Genomic DNA, 18,923 nt, shown 5'->3' on the forward strand with positions numbered 1-18,923 from the left:
ATCTTGTTTGCGAAGTGGATTAGTGGTTATTGGTAAGAAGGGTGCCCGATGCCTGCAGCAACTTGTAATAAGCCACGACGGCATCGTTCTGTGAAAAAGCGTAATTGAGGCGCGCCTGCAGCAGCGCCGCGTCGGCGTCGAGCAGCTCGGTAGTTGTTGCGAGCTGGTTGCTGAATTTATTGCGGATGACGCGGTTGGCTTCTTCGGCCTGGGCCACGGCTACTGCGTTCACATCGATCTTTTTTCGGGCCGTGAGCAGGGCCAGGTAGCGCTGGCTCACCTGGAGCCGGATGCCTTCACCCAGCTCCTCGATCCCGGCAGCAACCTCGTCTTCCCGCGCGCGCGCGGCCTGCACGCGGGCCTTGTTCTTCCACAGGCTCGCGATGTCGTACTTCACTCCCACACCCACATTCACCGCATTGGTTACGGTAAGAAAGTTGGGCACGGTGAGCGCTACGTAACCGGCGGTGAGGGCGACCGACGGCAGGCGCTCGGCCAGTGCCGCTTTAACGCCCACGTTGGCCGCCTTCCGGCGCAGGGAAAGCGCTTCGAGGTCCTGCCGCGCGCGAAGCCCGTCCTGCACGTAATCCTCCAGCGGCTTTACGGTAAGCGGTGTGTGCAGCGAGGAGGAATCGGGAAGCAGCTCGGTGCTGTCGGGCAGCCCGAGCATCAGGTTCATATTCAGGTTGGCGAGCTGCCAGTTGTTCTGCGCATCAACGAGCGTAAGCTCTGTGTTCGACTGGGCGAGCTGCGCCTTCAACAGGTCGTTGCGGGCCAGCAGTCCCTGCCGCTCCTGGTTGGAAAGCTCACGCACCCGCTCGCGGGCGGCCGCCAGGTTGGAGTCGACGATCAGCATCGCGGCGCGGGCCTTGAACAGGTTGTTGTACGCATCGATCGTATTGGCAACCGCCGTTTCGCGGTCGGTTTCCGCATCGAGGCGGGTCGCCTTTTCGAGGTACTGCGACGATTCGATGCCGTAGCGGATCCGGCCGCCGGCATAGATCGGCAGCGATACGTTGGCCATTGCGTATGCGGCGCTGTTGACCGTAGGGCTCGAGCTCGAGCCGCCGCCACCGTTGCTGCCCGAAGACGTTGTCTTGAGGCTCACATTGGGCTTGTTTAGCCGCAGGTAAGAGCCGCTCACCGACGCGTCGGGAAGACGGCGGTCGCGGGCTTCGGCTACGGCGGCCTGTGCGGCGGCAATGCGGGCCTGGCTGCCCTTCAGGGTCTTGCTGTTCTTTACGCTCAGGTCAATGGCTTCGGTCAGGGAAAGGGCCCGCTGCTGGGCGCCCGCGGCCGCAGCAAACAGGAGTGTCAGGATCGTTCCGAGGAGTCGTCCGTTTCTTCGTAAGTGCATCATTTTTCTAAAAGGGCTTTGAATAATTTCTGTAGATGGTTCCGGATGCGTTGCTTGAATTCAAGCTGGAAGGTCACCTCGTCCAGTGCCTCGAGGCTGTGGGCCTTCCGGTAAAACTCGCGGTTGAAGTAGGCGTTGGTGACGGTGCCGAAGAGCGTGTTCATCAGCAGCGGCACGTCGATGGCGGCATTGAAGTCGCCGCTCTCCTGCCCCTGCCGCAGCAGGTCGCCGATGCGCTCGCCGTTGCGGAGCCGGAGCTCGTTGAGGAGGCTGCTGAGAAAGGTGTTCTTCTCCAGCATCTGCTCGTACATCATGATCTTGTGAAACTGCACCTTGTTGGCAATACGCTCCACGTAGTCGTCGATGAGGCACTCGATCTTCTGCCAGGGTGTGCGGGTCGTGTCGCGCAGCAGCGTATCCACCTTAACGGCGATATCGGCAGTGCGCTCCTCGAAGAGGGCTTTGATCAGGCCTTCCTTCGACCCGAAATAATAGGAGATCATGGCGCTGTTGACACCGGCCGCCTCCGCGATATCGCGCACCGAGGCGCCGTCGTAGCCCTTTTGGGCAAAGAGCGACTCGGCGGTGCGAATGATCTGCAATTGCTTCTCGTTGTAGGCCATAGTTTGGATTTCGCCGGCAAAACTAATCAAACGTTTAATTCAATCAAACATTTGTTTAATTTCTTAACAGGCGGTTAACGGTGGCAAAAACCGGGCTGAAATGACAAAGGCCCGGGTTGTGCCCGGGCCTTTGTTGCAAAAGAGGTTGATTATCAGCGGCGGTTGGCCAGCTTCATCAGGAGTTTCAGGATCTCCAGGTACAGCCACACGATGGTGAGCATGAGACCAAATGCCCCATACCACTCCATATGCTTGGGTGCTCCCTCGGCCGCGCCGCGCTCGATCCGGTCGAAATCGAGGATAAAGTTCAGGGCCGCGATGCCGACGATGAACAGCGAAATGCCGATGCTGAGCATCGAGCTGTCGTGGAGGAAGGGCAGGCCGGAGCCGAAGAAGCGCAGCACGATGTTGATCAGGTAGAAGAACATAATGCCCATCGTGGACAGGATCACCACCTTCGTAAAGACGGGCGTTGCCTTGAGGATGCGGAAATAATAGAGGCCGAACATGGCGATGGCCACACCCAGCGTCAGCAGCACCGCCTGGCCGGCGATACCGGGGTAGCGGGCTTCAAACATCGTGTTGACGAGCGCCGAGATGGTGCCCAGGAAGATACCTTCCAGCAGGGCGTAGCCCAAGGCAAGCTTCGGGGCCAGCGTCGGCTTGAAGATGATGACGAAGGCCAGGATGCTGCCGCCGATGAGCGAGCCGATCAGCCAGGCCATCAGGTTCGGGCTTTGCGGAATGCGGATCCAGGCCCAGGCAGCTGAAATGAGCAGCGCAAGCATCATGGCGCCGAACTTGCCGGCGGTGCCCTGCACCGTCATCCGCTCGTAGCTAAGGCTCTCCAGCTCGGTGGAAAAGCGCGTCGACTCAAAAGTTTTGTCGTTGAGGGCGGGGTTGCCCGACTTGAAAAGACTCATAGGAAGAAAAGTTTGGGGTTTGTAGTTTGTAGTTTGTGGTTTCTGGTTGGCAAATAATCGATAGCCTGATAACTCATTTCGCATCACTCATTGACCATTGACTATTGACCATTCACCTTTGCGAAGCGATAAGTAAGTTAAGATCGGTAAACTTGAGGTGAAAGCGCTCGCTCAGGTAAAAATTCGTTAAAGCACCCTTGAACAGGTAGATGCCGCTGCGTAGATGCACATTATGCCACACCATCCGCTCGAATCCGCCGTCTTCGCCCGCTTCGAGAAGCAGGGGCATCAGCACGTTGGAAATGGCCTGAGAGGCCGTGCGGGCAAAACCCGAAGGAATGTTGGGCACGCAATAGTGGATGACGCCATACTTGGTATAGGTAGGGCATTCGTGCGTCGTGATCTCCGCGGTTTCGAAGCAGCCGCCGCGGTCGATGCTGACGTCGATGATGACCGAGCCGGTGCGCATGTTGCTAACCATTTCCTCCGTCACCACGATGGGGGTGCGGCCGGCTTCGCTGGAGAGCGCGCCCACGGCCACTTCGCAGGTCTTGAGCTGCTTGGCCAGCATCCGCGGCTCGATCACCGAGGTCCACAGGCGATGGCCGATATTGTTTTGCAGCCGCTTGAGGCGGTACACGCTGTTGTCGAACACCTTTACCGAGGCACCGAGCGCGATGGCCGTGCGTGCTGCATACTCGCCCACGATGCCGGCGCCGATGATGATGACTTTGGTAGGCGCGATGCCCGAGATACCGCCGAGCAGTACACCCTTGCCCTTGTTGGACGAGCCGAGGTATTGCGCCGCGATCAGCATCACGGCCGAACCGGCGATCTCGCTCATGCTGCGCACGATGGGATAGGAATCGGAATCGTCTTTGAGGTTTTCAAAAGAGATGGCGGTGATGCGCTTTTCCATCAGCTTCTGCAGGAGCTCCGCTTTCAGGAGGCTCAGGTGCAGCGGCGAGATGATCAGTTGGTTCATCTGGAGCAGCGGCACTTCCTCGTCGATCACCGGGGCGCTCTTTACGAGGATGGGGCACTTATATACCTCCTGCCGCTCGTATACGATCCGTGCGCCGGCCTCGCTGTAGTCGCGGTCGGCGAAGTGGGCGCCCTCACCGGCGTTGTGCTCGATGGTGACGCTGTGGCCGTTGCTGACCAGCACCCCCACCGCGTCGGGCGTCAGCGCGATGCGGTTTTCCTGGAAGGCGATCTCTTTGGGTATCCCGATGTGGAGCTGGGCGCCTTTCGGCTTGATGTCGAGGGTTTCCTCGAGGGTCTCGTAGCTGAAAGAGGGGCTGACAATAGGCTTACTTTGCATCATACGCGGCAGATCGTTCCGTGAACTCGTAATTGAGGCTACAAATTACGATTCTTACGGCAAACGGCCCGTTCAGGACTCATTGCGCCGGCAGCGAAGGCGCCGAAATGGTCATACGCCGGCGGTCCCCATCCAGCACTTCGATATCGACGCGAACCGCCTCGTCGAGCAATTCTGGTGCTTTCTCCGGCCACTCCACAAGACATAGCGCACCGCTGGCCAGCGCGTCCTCGACACCGGCCCCGATGGCTTCCCCGGTATCGCGAAGGCGGTACAGGTCCATGTGGTAGAGGATGCCGGGCCCGCCGGCCGCGGGGCATGCGTATTCGTTGATGATCGAAAAGGTGGGACTCGACACCGCTTCGCTGACGCCTTTGGCGGCGCACAGCGCCGCGATCGTTGTCGTTTTGCCGGCACCCATGGGCCCGTAAAAAGCAAATACACGGGCCCCGCCCGCTGCCTCCCAGAAGCGCTCCGCCAGCCGCGGCAGCTCGTCGAGTGTGTACTCCAGCGTCATGGCCGCAAATTTAACATCCGTTTGCAACGGCGTTGAAAAGATAAACGGGAGGCCCTTCCCGGCACCCCTCGGCCGCGGGGTACCTTTGCGCAAAGAATGCCGACCGGATGGAAAAAGTTCAATGGAAAGTGGAAGGGATGACCTGCGCCAACTGCGCCCTCGCGGTGCACAAGTACCTCGAAAAGGAGGGCGCGCAGAACATCGCGGTCAGCGTCATCAACGGTGATGTCAGCTTCGATATCAACGGCGCCGCCAACCCGCAATCGCTGGCCAAGGGCGTGCAAACGCTCGGCTACCAGGTAAGCGGCAACAGCCTCCCCGAGGGCACGCAACGCCGCCCCTGGCTCTATTCACACTACCGGCGCTTCCTGTTCTGCCTGCCCTTTTCGGTGCTGCTCAACCTGCACATGCTGGCGATGATCTGGCCCGCGCTGCACCACAATGCCGCATTCTCGGTGCTGATGAACCCGTGGGTGCAGCTCGCGCTGACGCTGCCCCCTTTCTATGTGGGCATGCGGTACTTCGGCCGCTCCGCCTTCAAAAGCCTGCGCAACCGGATGCCCAATATGAATGTGCTGATCAGCATCGGGGCCCTGTCGGCATTCGTATACAGCCTCGCCGGCCTGCTGCTGCACCGCCCCGAGGCGATCTTCTTCGAAACGGCCGCCACGATCCTCACACTCGTATTTCTGGGCGAGCACCTCGAGCACTTCACCGTGCAAAGCACGCAACGCGCGCTGCAGGCCCTGGTGAAATCGCAAAAGGTGATGGCGAATATGATCGCCTTCGACGACCAGCACCACGAGCACATTTTCCCGATCGAAAACACGCAGCTCAAAGTGGGCGATCTTGTCCTGATCAACAGCGGTGAGCAGGTGCCCGCCGATTGCAAAATACTCTGGGGTGATGTGCAGGTAAACGAGGCCATCCTCACCGGCGAGAGCCTGCCGGTCGCGCGCGGCAAAAAAGACCCGCTCATCGGCGGATCCGTGCTCGAATCGGGTACGGCAAAGGCCATTGTCACGGCGGTTGGTGAAGACACCGTGCTGGCCCGCATCCTCCGCATGGTGAAGCAGGCGCAGGGCGAAAAGCCGCCGCTGCAATTGCTCGCCGACCGTATTTCTGCGGTATTCGTACCTGCCGTATTACTGATAGCGCTGCTGGCTTTTGCGGGCAACTGGATCTACCTTAAAGAATTCACCCCGGCGCTCATGCGGGCCATCGCCGTGCTCGTTATTTCCTGTCCCTGCGCCATGGGGCTCGCCACGCCGGCCGCCATTGCCGTAGGCCTCGGCCGCGGCGCGCGCAGCGGCGTGCTGTTCCGCAACGCCAAAAGCCTCGAGCTGTTCAAGGATATCCGCCAGGTCGTATTCGACAAAACGGGTACACTGACCACAGGCCGGTTCCGCGTAGCCGGCTTCGGGAGCAGCTTACCCGAAGACGAATTCAAGCGCCTGGTGTATTCGCTGGAGAAGCATTCGGCCCACCCGCTGGCGAAAAGCATTGCTGCCGAATGGAAGACGGGCGGCGAGCTGCGCTGGAAAAAGATCGAAGAGCGCAAGGGCCAGGGGATGGAAGCCACCGATGCCGACGGCAACACGTATACCGCGGGCTCCTTCGCCAGCGTGGAAGGACTGACTTCCGACGACCGCCATAATATCTACATCAGCCGCAACGGGGCGCTGATCGGGCATATCGATCTCGAAGACGAAGTACGCCCCGAAGCCGCCGATGTTGTGCGCTACTTCAATGCGCGGGGCATCCACACCGTGCTCCTCAGCGGCGACCGGCAGGGCAAGGCCGAAAGCGTGGCGCGCGAGCTCGGTATCGACGAAGTGATCGCCGAGCAATCGCCTTCGCAGAAGCTCGAGCTCATTGCCCGACTCAGCGCCGCCCGGCCCACTGTCATGGTCGGCGACGGCATCAACGATGCGCCGGCACTTGCCAAAGCGACCATCGGCGTATCCATGAGCGAGGCCTCCCAGCTGGCGGTGCAAAGCGCGCAGGTGGTGCTGATGAACGGCGGCCTTCACAAATTGCCGCTGGCACTCGGCCTCGGCAAGCACACCGAGCGGGCCATCCGCGAGAATCTTTTCTGGGCCTTCTTCTACAATATCGTGGCCATCCCGGTTGCAGCGCTTGGCTTTCTCACGCCCTCTCTTGGCGCGCTGCTCATGGGCTTCAGCGACGTCGTGCTGGCGGGCAATTCGATCCGGTTGCGGTTTAAGAAAGTGGACTGACGTTTTTAGTTTTACGTTTAAGGTTTTAAGTTGCATCCCGGATCGCAGAACGTACAACGTAAAACGTAGAACGTATAACCTAAAACCCGAAACACCCTTTTGCCTTCTTCCCCGCACGACATACTGAAAGAATACTGGGGTTACGACAACTTCCGTCCCTTGCAGGAAGACATCATCAATCATGTCTTGCAGGATAAGGATGCCCTTGCGCTGCTGCCCACGGGTGGCGGCAAATCGCTTTGCTTCCAGGTGCCGGCGATGCTGGAGGAAGGCATCTGCATCGTCGTTTCTCCGCTCATTGCGCTGATGAAAGACCAGGTGGAGAACCTGAAGAAGCGCGGGATTCTGGCCGCCGCCATCCATACCGGTATGAGCCGCCGCGCGATCGTGCAAACGCTCAAGAACGTGGCGCACGGGCCCTACAAATTCCTGTACGTGTCGCCGGAGCGCCTCGAGACCGGCCTGTTCCGCGAATACCTGCCCGCGATGGACGTCAACCTGATCGCCGTCGACGAGGCGCACTGTATCTCGCAGTGGGGCTTCGACTTCCGCCCCTCCTACCGCCGCATCGCGACGCTGCGCGAAGAGTTGCCCGATGTGCCGCTGCTGGCGCTGACCGCTTCGGCTACCGTAGAAGTACAACAGGACATCATCACGCAGCTGCAGCTCCGCGACGCACCCACCTTCCGCCAATCCTTCCTGCGGCCGAACCTGTCGTATTCGGTGCTCCCCGTCGATTCCCGGCATGCGAAGATCGCCGACATCGTAAGCAAAGTGCCCGGCACCGCCATCGTGTACGCGCGGAGCCGCAAGCGCACGGTGGAGATCGCCGACCTGCTGCGGATGCACGGCCACAGTGCCGAGCACTACCACGCGGGGCTTTCATCGGAAGAACGCACGAGGCGGCAGCAGGACTGGATCGACAACAAAACGCGGGTGATGGTGTGCACCAACGCCTTCGGAATGGGTATCGACAAGCCCGATGTGCGGCTCGTGGTTCATGCCGACGTTCCCGACAGCCTTGAAGGATATTACCAGGAGGCAGGCCGCGCCGGCCGCGACGGAAACAAGTCGTACGCCGTGCTGCTGCATACCGCGCAGGACCTCCGCGACCTCGATGCCCTCCACGAGCAACGCTACCCGTCGTTTGACGAGATCAAGGCGGTGTACGCGGCGCTGGTCAACTACCTCCAGATCCCGAGCTACACCGGCGAGGACAGGTCCTATTCCTTTCATTACGACGCTTTCGTGCGCAACTTCGGTCTCGACCCGTTCCGCGCCCTCTATGCGCTCAAGGCCCTCGAAGGCGATGGCTGGTTTGATTACAACGAGAAAAGCTATGCGCCCGCCACCGTGTGCTTCGACACCAACAAGCGCGGCCTCAACGAATTCCAGGAGGCCCATCCCGAGCTCGAGCCCCTGCTGACGACGCTGCTCCGAACCTATGCGGGTGTGTTCGATGTACCGGTCTTCATTTCTGAGCTGCAGGTGGCGCAACTCATGGGTCTCGACCTGGCGGAGGTGGTAGCGGCGCTGAAGCGCGCGGCCGCCTTTGGCGTCATCGACTACACGGCACAGAATGAAGATCCGAAGCTCGTGTTCCGCCGGCACCGCGTGCAGGTGGAGGACTTCCGGATGAATACGGCGCCCTATGAGAAGCGACGCGCCGCGTTCCGGGAGCGGGTGGGCCAGATGATCGCCTATACCGCTACGACCGACTGCCGCTCCCGCTTTATCAACCGCTACTTCGGCGAAAGCGACGGCCCGGCCTGTGGGATCTGCGACCGCTGCCTGGCCCGCAAAAAAGCCCCGCTCGACAGCGCCGCATTCGAGCAGATCCGCGGCCGGGTTGAAGGCGCCCTCCGCGAGCGCCCGCTGACCGTAGAAGTACTGCTGGCCGAGCTTCGCGACGTGGCGGCTCCGCAGCTCTGGCAGGTGCTCGACTTCCTGCAGGCCGAGCAAAAGATCTGCGTCGGAACCAGCGGCGAGCTGAGCTATCGCTGACGCACACATTATCTATATTTTTTATGTAACTTCGCCGGTCCTATGAAAAGTTTTCTGACCCTCCTGTTTTCGTTCCTGCTCGTCGGCGCTTCGGCGCAGACCTGGAAGCTCACCCGCGATAAGGACGGCATCCGCGTCTACCAATCGGAAGGCAGCGGCTTCAGGAACATCCGCGTCGAGTGCACGCTGCCCGGCACCTTCGGGGCATTCGAGCGCACCCTGCGCAACGTGGGGGCCTTTCCCAACTGGGTGTATGGCAACAAGCAAGCGCGGCTGCTGAAAGGCGGCGGCGACGATTACTATTATTATTCGGAAACGGCACTCCCATGGCCCCTGCAAAACCGCGATGCCGGCGTACACGCCCATATCGAGCGCGACCCGAAGGGCCAGTGGATCCGCCTCACGGAGCAGAGCGAGGCCGGCCTCGTGCCGCTCAATCCCGGCAAGGTCCGCGTTACCCGCTCGGCCATCAGCTGGCACGTAACCCAGGCCCCTGCCGGCCAGCTCCACATCGTATACCTCTTCCAGGCCGAGCCCGGCGGCTCCATTCCCGCCTGGGTAGCCAATGCTTTCGCCGACAAGGGCCCGTTTGAAAGCTTCAGGAAGCTGGCGGCGTTGCTGCGGAGTAATTAGAAGCAGCTATTCTGGATTTGGAGTTTGGTGTTTGGAGTTTGCAGTACTAGTACACTATTCTTGCCGGCAACCATAACTCCAAACGGTGAACCCCAAACTGTAAACTGGAAACGGTTCTTCCGCTGGTGTTGTTTTTGCAGGGGACTGGCTAACGGCTTCCTGTAAACGGGAATCCGTTACCTTTAAAGCGAATTAAAAAAGACATCATGGAAGGAAAGAAAGCGAAAATCCTCCTTTGCGAGGACGATCCGAACCTGGGAAGTGTACTGAAGAATTACCTGGAGCTGAACGATTACGATGTTACCCTCGAGCGCGACGGTCGCCTCGGGCTGGCCGCCTTCCAGCGTGAAGCCTTCGACCTCTGCCTGCTCGACGTGATGATGCCCAATATGGACGGCTTTACGCTGGCCGAAGAGATCCGCGACATCAACCCCGACGTACCCCTGTTCTTCCTCTCGGCCAAGACGATGAAGGAAGATATCATCCAGGGCTACAAGCTCGGCGCCGACGACTATATCACCAAGCCCTTCGATTCGGAGGTCCTCCTTCACAAGATCAAAGCGATCCTGAAGCGCAACGAGGAGATCAACCGCGAGCAGGAAAACCGCGAGTACGACCTGGCCTCCTACCATTTCAACCCGAAGCTCCGCGAGCTCAGCAAGGAAAGCCGCACCCAAACGCTTTCGCCCAAGGAGAACGAGCTGCTGAAGATGCTCTGCGAGCACCTCAACGACCTCCTTCCCCGCGAGCAGGCCCTGAAGCGCATCTGGGGCTCCGACACCTACTTCAACGGCCGCTCGATGGACGTGTACATCGCCAAGCTCCGCAAGTACCTCCGCGACGACCCGCAAATCGAGATCGTGAACATTCACGGCAACGGGTTCCGCCTCGTGGTGCATAAATAGTACGCGGATCGCGCGGTAATGCAGCTAAGAAAATAAAACCCATCGCAAGCGATGGGTTTTTTATTGGCCGAATATGATCTGCGCTATCTGCGTGCACCTACCGCGTCAGCTCGCTGGAGAACAGGTCGCCGGGTCCACCGAAGCGCGGGCGGTTCTTTCCGAGGTGATGGTAGGCCTTCTCCGTAGCCTCGCGGCCGCGCGGCGTGCGCTGCAGGAAGCCTTCCTGGATGAGGAACGGCTCGTATACTTCCTCCAGCGTACCCGGCTCCTCGCCCACCGCCGTTGCGATGGTGGTAATGCCCACCGGGCCGCCTTTGAACTTCTCGATGATCGCGGCGAGAATGCGGTTGTCCATCTCGTCGAGGCCGTGCTCGTCCACATTGAGCGCGCGGAGCGCGTGCTGGGTGATACCAAGGTCGATCTGCGAGTCGTTGAGCACCTGGGCGAAGTCGCGTACGCGGCGCAGCAGCCCGTTGGCGATACGCGGCGTACCACGGCTGCGGCGGGCGATCTCACCGGCGGCATCGGCCGTGATCTCGGCCTTCAGGATGGAGGCGGCGCGGAGAATGATCGCCGTAAGCGTCTTCGAATCGTAGTACTCAAGGCGGCTCTTGATCGCAAAGCGCGAAAGCAGCGGCGCCGTCAGCAGGCCCGAGCGCGTTGTGGCGCCGATGAGCGTAAAGGGGTTGAGGTTGATCTGGATGGAGCGGGCGTTCGGGCCGCTGTCGATCATGATGTCGATCTTATAGTCCTCCATCGCCGAGTACAGGTACTCTTCCACGATCGTGGAAAGGCGGTGGATCTCGTCGATAAAGAGCACGTCGTTGGGCTGCAGGTTGGTGAGGAGGCCCGCCAGGTCGCCGGGCTTTTCGATCACCGGGCCGGAGGTTTCCTTAATGTTCACGCCGAGCTCATTGGCCACAATCCGCGACAGGGTGGTCTTACCCAGTCCCGGTGGGCCATGAAAGAGCACGTGGTCGAGCGCCTCGCCACGGATCTTCGCCGCCTTAATGAAGATCTTTATGTTCTCGATGATCTGCGGCTGCCCCGAAAAGTCTTCGATTTCCTTCGGGCGGATGTTGTTTTCAAACTCCTTCTCCGCCGCCGTCAGGCCTTCGGAACCCGACACTAGATTGGGATTGGACATGCGCTAAAGTTACCGAAATATCGCCGGATGAAGCCCCGAAACGTCGTTAAGGAAGTGTTGGAAAAATTAATTTGTATATGCAAATGACAGCGCCTTACCTTTGTCCCGGATATGAAAACAACCGGTAGCCAATTTGCCCGATGCCTGTACTTCATGAGCGGCGCCCTCGCCCGCAAGGTGGAGAAGCTGGCGCAGGAGAGCTGGAAGCCGCTGGGGCTCTCGCCCTCGCATGCCTACCTGCTGCTCGCCGTGCTCGAAGAGCCCGGGATTCAGCCCGGCGCACTGGCAGGACAGCTGCAGCTGCAACCGAGCACAATCACGCGCCTGGTGCAGAAACTGGAGGAAAAAAAGCTCGTTGTGCGCACCACGGAAGGCAAGCTCACCAACGTGTACCCGACGCCCCGGGCAAAAGACCTGCAGCCCAAAATGGGCGCCTGCCTCGAACACTTTTACAAGGCGAGCCAGGCCCTCGCGCCCGGCACCGAAGGCGCACAGCTGCTGCAGTCGATGGGGCGTATCGCCGATCGCCTGCAGGACTGATCATTTTTTTGACCTATCATTTGTATATACAATTATTGACAAGAAACATCTCGCAAAACAAAAAATCAAACGTATGAAATTTGTCCTCCTCGGCGCTGCCGGTCACGTCACCGCTCCCCTCGCCGAAACACTGCTCGCTGCCGGCCACAATGTAACCGTAGTTGGCCGTAAGGCCGAGAACCTGAAGCCCCTCACCGACAAAGGCGCCAAGGCGGCCATCGGGTCGGTTGAAGACGGCGCGTTCCTCACGGAAGCCTTCAGTGGCGCCGATGCCGTGTATACAATGGTGCCGCCCAACTTCGGCGTACAGGGCGACTGGAAAGAATGGATCGCCTCCGTGGGCCGGGTTTATGCCGAGGCCATCCGCAACAGCGGTGTGCGCTACGTTGTCAACCTGAGCTCCGTCGGTGCCGACCAGCCCGAAGGCTGCGGCCCCGTTACCGGGCTCCACAAGGTGGAAGAAGCCTTCAACAGCCTTGAGGGCGTGAACGTGCTGCACCTGCGTGCCGGCTACTTCTACACGAACCTGCTGAGCAATATCGGCATGGTCAAGAGCGCCGGGATCATCGGTGGCAATACGGGCGATGCCGCTTCGCCCCTGGTGATGGTGCACCCGACCGACATCGCCGAAGCCGCAGCAAACGCCTTGCAGCAGCGCGACTTCAGCGGCCACAGCGTTCGCTACGTCGTGAGCGACGTGCGCCCCGGCAGCGATATCGCCAAAGTACTTGGAAATGCTATCGGCAAGCCCGAGCTTCCCTGGGTTGGCTTCAGCGATGAGCAGACCCTCGGCGGCATGCAGGGCGCTGGCGTACCCGGCGAGATCGCCAAAAATTACGTGGAGATGGGTGCCGCCATCCGCGAAGGAAAAATGCAGGGCGACTTCTTCAGCAATGGTCACAAGGCCACCGGCCGCCGCAAGCTCGAAGACTTTGCCCCCGAATTCGCAGGCGCATTCTCGGCGAGCTAGGCATATTTTTTCCGCCGGCTGGCCTTCATCGCCAGCCGGCTTTTTTTATGCCTGCTCCACTCGCGCCGGTAGAACCAGCGCTTGAGCGCTTCCGCAGAAAACACATAGGCCGCCACGATCCCCGCCATCAGGGTATAATACTTCGGTGGAAGCTTCGTAAACCCCAGGAGCGGCGCCAGCGGCGTAACCGGCAGCAACAACACGATAACGATCACAGCCAGCGTAGCGAGCAGCATGTACCGCGATGGCCGGCTGCGGTAGAATGAATCGCGGGTACGTACCACCAGCACGATGAGCGAGGCCGAGATCACCGACTCGATGAACCAGCCCGTCCGGAAATCCGCTTCGCGCACATGGAGCACCCAGAGCAACGCGCCGAAAGTCAGGTAATCGAAGAGGGAGCTGAGCAGGCCGAACAGCACCATAAACCGCCGGATAAAACCAAGATCCCAGGGCTGCGGATTTGCGGTTGCAGCGGCATCCACGCGGTCGGTGGCGATGGTCGTCTCCGGCAGGTCGGTGAGCAGGTTGGTGATCAGCACCTGCTTGGGCAACAGGGGCAGGAAGGGAAGAAAGAGCGAGGCCCCGGCCATGCTGAACATATTCCCGAAGTTGGCGCTGGTGGCCATGAACACGTACTTCATGGTGTTGGCAAACGTGCGCCGCCCTTCGGTAATGCCATCGGCGAGCACTTCGAGATCGCGATCGAGGAGCACCATATCGGCAGCCTCGCGTGCCACATCCACGGCTGTATTTACGGAGATCCCGACTTCAGCGGCATGCAGCGCCGCGGCATCGTTGATGCCGTCACCGAGAAACCCAACAACGTTGCCGGCTTTCTTCAATGCCAGGATAATCGTTTCCTTCTGGTTCGGCTCTACCTCGGCAAAGATGTCGGCCCGCTGCACCTGTTGCAGGAGCGCGGCATTGCTCATTTGGTGAAGCGCGCTGCCCGTAAGAATACTGCTGGTCTGCAGGCCGATCTGCCGGCCGAGGCTCCGCGCCACCAGCGCGTTGTCGCCGGTAATGAGCTTCAGCTGCACGCCCAGTTGCCGCAGGCTGGCGATCGTTTCGGCCACGCCGGGCTTCAACGGGTCGTACAGCGTCAGGAACCCCAGGAAGATCATGTCGCGCTCCGAGGACCGGTCGAAGTCCTCCCCTTCGGCACAAAGCTTCCACGCGATCCCCAGCGTGCGCAGCCCGTTTTCGCTTTGCTCCCGGAAGCGGGCTTCGATGCCGGCACGGAGCTCCGCCAGCGGCTGCAGCGACCCATCGGGCATTTCCGCCTGCGTGCATACGTCGAGCACCTGCGCCAGCGCTCCCTTGCTGATCGCAATCGTTCGGTTGCCCAGGTGAACCTGTATGCTGAGTCGCTTGCGGAGGAAGTCGTAGGGCACCTCGCGAAGCGCCGCATACGGCTCATCGGGTGCCGTGCCGGCCTTCGTGATCGCTTCATCGATCGGGTTGTGAAAACCCAACTGCAGGCTTGCATTGAGCCAGGCCAGCTGCAGCACGCGTTGGGATGGACCGCCGTCGATATTCAGCGCGTCCTTCAACCGAACCTCGCCCGATGTGATCGTTCCTGTTTTGTCGGAGCAAAGGATGTTCATGCTCCCGAGGTTCTCGATGGAGGAAAGCCGCTTTACGATCACCTGCTTCTGCGCCATGCGCCGCGCGCCGGTGGCCAGGTTGACGGCAATGATGGCCGGGAGCAGTTGCGGCGTAAGGCCTACGGCGAGCGCCAGCGAAAAGAGGAATGAATCGATCACGGGTTTGTGCAGCCATACGTTGGCCACGAAGATGATGATCACCAGCAGCAGCGTGAGCTGCATCAGCAGGTAGCCGAATTGCCGGATTCCTTTTTCGAATTCGGTTTCCGGAGGCCGCAGGCGCAGCTTCGCCGAAAGCGCTCCGAACTCCGTGGCCGCACCGGTAGCGACCACCAGCACCGTTGCCCTGCCGCTGATGACATGCGCGCCCATGTAAACCATATTGCTCCGCTTCGCCAGCGGGGTCGCGGCCGGAAGCGCGCCGGCTTGCTTTTCTACCGGGAACGACTCCCCGGTAAACGCGGCCTCATCCACGTATAATTCGTTCGAGTCGATGAGCAGGCAATCGGCCGGGATGACCGCCCCGGCGCTGAGCAGCAGCACATCACCCGGCACCAGGTCGTGCACCGGCCGGTCGGCCTCGCCTTCGCGGCGCCGGAGCCGGCAGGTCACCTGCACCAGCTGCAGGAGCCCGCGGACGGCGTTGGCTGCGCTGTGCTCCTGCCAGAATCCCAGCAGGCTGCTGAGCAGCACGATCACCAGGATGATGATGGCTTCGGTGGATTCGTGCAGTCCCCAGGACAGGAGCGCTGCCGCGATGAGCAACAAAGTGATGGGGCTTTTGAACTGGGCCAGCAGGAGCTGTAACGCTGAAGAAGCCGGCCGGTCGCGGAGCGTGTTCGCACCGAAGCGTCGCTGGCGGCTTGTGGCCTCCGCCTCGGAAAGCCCTTCCACGCTGCTTTGCAGGCGATCCAATGCTTCGCCGGCCGCCAGTGTGTACAGCGGGGCTGCGTCGTCGCTCCTGCTTGCGGTGTCGTATTGTTTCATACGCTACGCTTCGCTTACTGCAAATTTAACGAGGACTCCGTGCCATCCGGGAACTTACTACCTTAACACAAACGAAATGGTATGAACATAGGCATTCTTGGAACAGGTATGGTGGGCGAAACCCTAGCCAGCGCATTGGTCCGGCAGGGACATTCCGTAAAAATGGGCTCCCGCAGCGCGGGCAATGAAAAGGCCGTCGCCTGGGTGGCTAAAGCAGGCAACGATGCATCCGAAGGAAGCTTTGCAGATGCCGCTCTCTACGGCGACCTGCTGATCGTGGCCACCAACGGCGCCGCCACGCTTCATGCCGTGCAAATGGCGGGGACGGGCAACTTCCAGGGCAAGACCGTCATCGACGTCAGCAACCCGCTCGACTTTTCGCAGGGGATGCCGCCGCGGATTCTGAAAGAATACCAGGATACATCGCTCGGCGAGCAGCTGCAGCGCGACCTTCCCGACGCCTTCGTTGTCAAGGCGCTGAACACGATGAACTGCCAGCTGATGGTGGACGCACGCCAGGTAGCCAGCGGCGACCACGAGCTGTTTCTCTGCGGCGACAGCGCCGATGCAAAGGCAACGGTGAGCAAGTTTCTCCAGGATAATTTCTACTGGGAAGCCGCGCACATCCGCGACCTCGGCGGCATAGCCGCGGCCCGCACTACAGAAGCGATCGTTCCGTTATGGGTGCTGTTGTACGGACACCTGGGTACGGGCATGTTCAACTACAAGATCGTTCGCTGATTAAAGCCGCATCGGGCTTACTATGTCTTCCTGCAAGAACCGACGCCGTGAAAGAAACTCTGATCGTTCTCAGGAAACGGCACGCTCCATGACGCCCAGCAGGATGTCCGGATCGGGACAATTGTCGAGCCATTGCTCCCGCTGCGAATAGCGGCAAACGCCGGGGTAATCGCCGCGCTTGCCCTGCACGTCGATGATCACCTGGAAGTGCAGGTGCGGCGGCCAGTGCCCATTTTCTTCAGGGATGCCGAAGGCCGCGATGCGCTCCCCGGCCTTTACGGGGCGCCCTTCGGCCTTATCGTCGAGCGACGACAGGCCCAGGTGGCCGTAGAGCGTATGAAAGACAAACCCGCTTATGTTGTGTTTTAGAATTACGGTGGCGCCATAATCACCGAAGAAGTCGTTGAAGGCGCTGCTGTGCACGACGCCGTCGAGGGGCGCGAATACGGCGGTGCCGGCTGGTCCCCAGATGTCGATACCCAGGTGCAGGCGGCGCGGCTCTTCTTCCGTATCGAACTTCTCGCTGCGCGCGTAGATCGTGCGGTGCTCGTTGTAGCCGCCCACGCCATAGCGCGCGCCGGCGCGGCGCAGCTGCTCGTCTACCCACAGCGAGAAGCGGGCGGTATCGGTAAATGTTTCGGCGTCCAGTTCCGGGTTGGAGGCCGTCAGGTTCATCCGCAGCAGCTTGTCATTTTCAGCCAGCGGCACTACGGGGGAGCGGACGACGCCCGCGATCAACTGCTCAAATTCAGTTTGCTGCATGCTGCAAAGATGGGAATTTGCAGGGCGAGTTTTTCGAACGCCAAGGCGCAAAGAAATAAATGTGGACGCGAAGGAGGCCAAGGACGCGACGTTCGGGTCCGTCAATGGACACAGGTTTACAGGAGTTGGACTTCCCGCTTTTCGTAGGCAAAGCGTCCTGCTGCGCAGGACATACCGAAGCGTGTCCTATAGGTCCCCACTTTACGCTCGCGCGTTGCAGCCGATAAGACAGCGACACGTCAGTCATGAAAGATGCTTCATCGAATCGGAGAGCCTCCATGTATGTCCCGCGCAGCGGGACGCTTGTTTACGATGGCCAACAAGCAGCAGGATTAGATATGCAAAGCTTTGCCGGCTTGCCGCCAGCCCTTTGCATCTCCCCTCCCTTTGCGTCATCTTGTTTTCTTCGTGTCTTGGCGTTCCAAAACCAACACGATCCAAGGGGCAACCTCGGCGGCCCGGCATCTGACTACCATCCTACCCTTTCACTACAACGCGCTGCACTTCGTGCTCCTGGCGCGCGGCCGTCGTTGACGGCTGAAGGACCGAACTGATTTCCACGCGCGGCAACAGCTGCTCTTCGAGGAGATCAGCAAAGGTTTCGAAGTAGAGGATGGCGTCTTCGCGAACATTCCGCTCGAGCCAGCGGAAGCCGCCGGGAAGGCGGTCGAGCACGGCGCGATCCTGCAGGTACTCCAGGCAATGAATATCGGTGGGGGTGAGGCCGATGGCTTCGAGCTTGCTCATCAGCAGGGTCACGGGCGCGTCGGTTACACCGCAGTAGTCTTCGGCGATCTCGGTCCATTCGCCGATGCCGGTACGGGCGTGGCGGAGGATCTCTTCACGGCTCAGGTGGGTGAGTACCTGCAGCAGGTGGCCGCAGTTGCAGGAGCCATGGTCGCCCCAGGCATAGGGCGCGCCGCCGCGAAGCTGCGCCGCCGCCTGCCGCAGCGCACCGATGAGGGTCAGGTTGGGATAAGCCATGTCATTCGGATTATACCTCTTCTAACAGCAAAGGCCGTGCATTTGTTGCTGCGGGAATTGTGAAAATGCTGGCAGTGCTGCCGGTCAATTATACCAGGGCAACAGCATCCGGAAAAATTCCGGGGAGCGTTTTCCAAAACAGAAACCCGTCCCGGAAACTATTGCGCGCGGGCGAATCGGTACTCGTTGCGGACAAAGGAAGCTTTGGCGCCGCGGAGCCGAACTTGTTTTCGTATGAAGAGGGAATCCGCCGTGAACGTGTAGGTGTAGGTAAGGCGGGCTGGCTTGCCGTTGTCATCGCCCGAACTGCTGCGGGTAACCACGAATCGGTCGGGGCGGCTTTTTTGCTGCCGCGGGAGGCTTCGGATCGTGTCGGCATAGCCGTGGCCGGGCTCTTTCGGGAAGTCGTAAGCGAGTGCGATCCGGTAGCCGGGGTTGCCGAGGTACCGCACCTGCACCTCCGCGGGAATCTGCACGGTACGGTCCGAGCTGTAGTCGCGGTACTGCAGTACGCCTGTCCAGCGGCCCTGCATCAGTCGAAGCATCAGGTGGGCGTTGATGGAAGTGCTGTCCTGGGCCCCGGCGACGGCGGCTACGAGGAGGAGGGAAAGCAGGAGGGATATTCGCATAAAGGCGGGTCTTACTCCGGTTAAGAT

The 18,923-nt window shown here is 60.3% G+C and carries 17 protein-coding genes; 7 read left to right on the top strand and 10 right to left on the bottom strand.

The window, feature by feature from the left end; translation table 11 throughout:
- Positions 1-19: 19 nt before the first annotated feature.
- The 5 genes from ACYU7Z_RS09135 to tsaE all read right to left on the bottom strand — a co-directional run bounded on the left by ACYU7Z_RS09135 (position 20) and on the right by tsaE (position 4,744).
- The gene (locus ACYU7Z_RS09135; RefSeq protein WP_460569627.1) at positions 20-1,357 is read right to left on the bottom strand and encodes a TolC family protein; all 1,338 of its coding nucleotides are present in this window, start codon (positions 1,355-1,357) and stop codon (positions 20-22) included.
- Positions 1,357-1,980: a TetR/AcrR family transcriptional regulator gene (locus tag ACYU7Z_RS09140; RefSeq protein WP_460569629.1), complete on the bottom strand. Its 624-nt coding sequence runs from the start codon at positions 1,978-1,980 to the stop codon at positions 1,357-1,359. The genes ACYU7Z_RS09135 and ACYU7Z_RS09140 overlap by 1 nt, the downstream gene beginning before the upstream one ends.
- A gap of 152 nt (positions 1,981-2,132) precedes the next feature.
- On the bottom strand, positions 2,133-2,903 hold the full coding sequence (locus tag ACYU7Z_RS09145; protein WP_460569631.1) for a Bax inhibitor-1/YccA family protein: 771 nt from the start codon (positions 2,901-2,903) through the stop codon (positions 2,133-2,135).
- 112 nt (positions 2,904-3,015) lie between these two features.
- Positions 3,016-4,230, bottom strand: coding sequence for an alanine dehydrogenase (locus ACYU7Z_RS09150; protein WP_460569633.1), 1,215 nt, complete (start codon positions 4,228-4,230; stop codon positions 3,016-3,018).
- A gap of 76 nt (positions 4,231-4,306) precedes the next feature.
- A complete protein-coding gene (tsaE, locus tag ACYU7Z_RS09155; RefSeq protein WP_460569635.1) occupies positions 4,307-4,744 on the bottom strand; it encodes a tRNA (adenosine(37)-N6)-threonylcarbamoyltransferase complex ATPase subunit type 1 TsaE in 438 nt (145 codons plus the stop codon).
- Between the two features lie 107 nt (positions 4,745-4,851).
- Between tsaE and ACYU7Z_RS09160 the strand changes: the two genes are divergently transcribed.
- The 4 genes from ACYU7Z_RS09160 (at position 4,852) to ACYU7Z_RS09175 (ending at position 10,526) form a co-directional block, all read left to right on the top strand.
- Positions 4,852-6,984: a heavy metal translocating P-type ATPase gene (locus tag ACYU7Z_RS09160; RefSeq protein ID WP_460569637.1), complete on the top strand. Its 2,133-nt coding sequence runs from the start codon at positions 4,852-4,854 to the stop codon at positions 6,982-6,984.
- Between the two features lie 99 nt (positions 6,985-7,083).
- Positions 7,084-8,988, top strand: coding sequence for a RecQ family ATP-dependent DNA helicase (locus tag ACYU7Z_RS09165; RefSeq protein WP_460569639.1), 1,905 nt, complete (start codon positions 7,084-7,086; stop codon positions 8,986-8,988).
- 42 nt (positions 8,989-9,030) lie between these two features.
- Entirely contained in the window at positions 9,031-9,621 is a 591-nt protein-coding gene (locus ACYU7Z_RS09170; RefSeq protein WP_460569641.1) for an SRPBCC family protein, read from the top strand.
- A 206-nt stretch (positions 9,622-9,827) separates the two neighbouring features.
- On the top strand, positions 9,828-10,526 hold the full coding sequence (locus ACYU7Z_RS09175) for a response regulator transcription factor (protein ID WP_460569643.1): 699 nt from the start codon (positions 9,828-9,830) through the stop codon (positions 10,524-10,526).
- A gap of 97 nt (positions 10,527-10,623) precedes the next feature.
- Here the strand turns inward: ACYU7Z_RS09175 and ruvB are convergent, their stop codons facing one another.
- Positions 10,624-11,673, bottom strand: coding sequence for a Holliday junction branch migration DNA helicase RuvB (gene ruvB / locus ACYU7Z_RS09180; RefSeq protein WP_460569645.1), 1,050 nt, complete (start codon positions 11,671-11,673; stop codon positions 10,624-10,626).
- A gap of 111 nt (positions 11,674-11,784) precedes the next feature.
- On the opposite strand from ruvB, the gene ACYU7Z_RS09185 reads away from it, so the two are divergent.
- Both ACYU7Z_RS09185 and ACYU7Z_RS09190 read left to right on the top strand, forming a co-directional pair.
- Positions 11,785-12,213 carry a MarR family winged helix-turn-helix transcriptional regulator gene (locus ACYU7Z_RS09185; protein WP_460569647.1) on the top strand — a complete coding sequence of 143 codons (429 nt, stop codon included), beginning with the start codon at positions 11,785-11,787 and terminating at the stop codon, positions 12,211-12,213.
- Between the two features lie 73 nt (positions 12,214-12,286).
- Positions 12,287-13,183: a Rossmann-fold NAD(P)-binding domain-containing protein gene (locus tag ACYU7Z_RS09190; RefSeq protein ID WP_460569649.1), complete on the top strand. Its 897-nt coding sequence runs from the start codon at positions 12,287-12,289 to the stop codon at positions 13,181-13,183.
- On the opposite strand, the gene mgtA is transcribed toward ACYU7Z_RS09190, so the two are convergent.
- On the bottom strand, positions 13,180-15,780 hold the full coding sequence (gene mgtA, locus ACYU7Z_RS09195; RefSeq protein WP_460569651.1) for a cation-translocating P-type ATPase: 2,601 nt from the start codon (positions 15,778-15,780) through the stop codon (positions 13,180-13,182). The genes ACYU7Z_RS09190 and mgtA overlap by 4 nt on opposite strands.
- Before the next feature lie 81 nt (positions 15,781-15,861).
- Here mgtA and ACYU7Z_RS09200 point away from each other — a divergent pair, with 81 nt between their 5' ends.
- Positions 15,862-16,521, top strand: a complete 660-nt coding sequence (locus ACYU7Z_RS09200) for an NADPH-dependent F420 reductase (RefSeq protein WP_460569653.1) — start codon at positions 15,862-15,864, stop codon at positions 16,519-16,521.
- A 69-nt stretch (positions 16,522-16,590) separates the two neighbouring features.
- Here the strand turns inward: ACYU7Z_RS09200 and ACYU7Z_RS09205 are convergent, their stop codons facing one another.
- The 3 genes from ACYU7Z_RS09205 to ACYU7Z_RS09215 all read right to left on the bottom strand — a co-directional run bounded on the left by ACYU7Z_RS09205 (position 16,591) and on the right by ACYU7Z_RS09215 (position 18,896).
- Entirely contained in the window at positions 16,591-17,283 is a 693-nt protein-coding gene (locus tag ACYU7Z_RS09205; protein WP_460569655.1) for a peptidoglycan DD-metalloendopeptidase family protein, read from the bottom strand.
- Positions 17,284-17,760: 477 nt separating this feature from the next.
- Positions 17,761-18,267: a hypothetical protein gene (locus tag ACYU7Z_RS09210; RefSeq protein WP_460569657.1), complete on the bottom strand. Its 507-nt coding sequence runs from the start codon at positions 18,265-18,267 to the stop codon at positions 17,761-17,763.
- A 158-nt stretch (positions 18,268-18,425) separates the two neighbouring features.
- Positions 18,426-18,896 carry a hypothetical protein gene (locus tag ACYU7Z_RS09215; protein ID WP_460569659.1) on the bottom strand — a complete coding sequence of 157 codons (471 nt, stop codon included), beginning with the start codon at positions 18,894-18,896 and terminating at the stop codon, positions 18,426-18,428.
- Positions 18,897-18,923: the final 27 nt, after the last annotated feature.

The organism is Flaviaestuariibacter terrae (genome assembly GCF_054777635.1).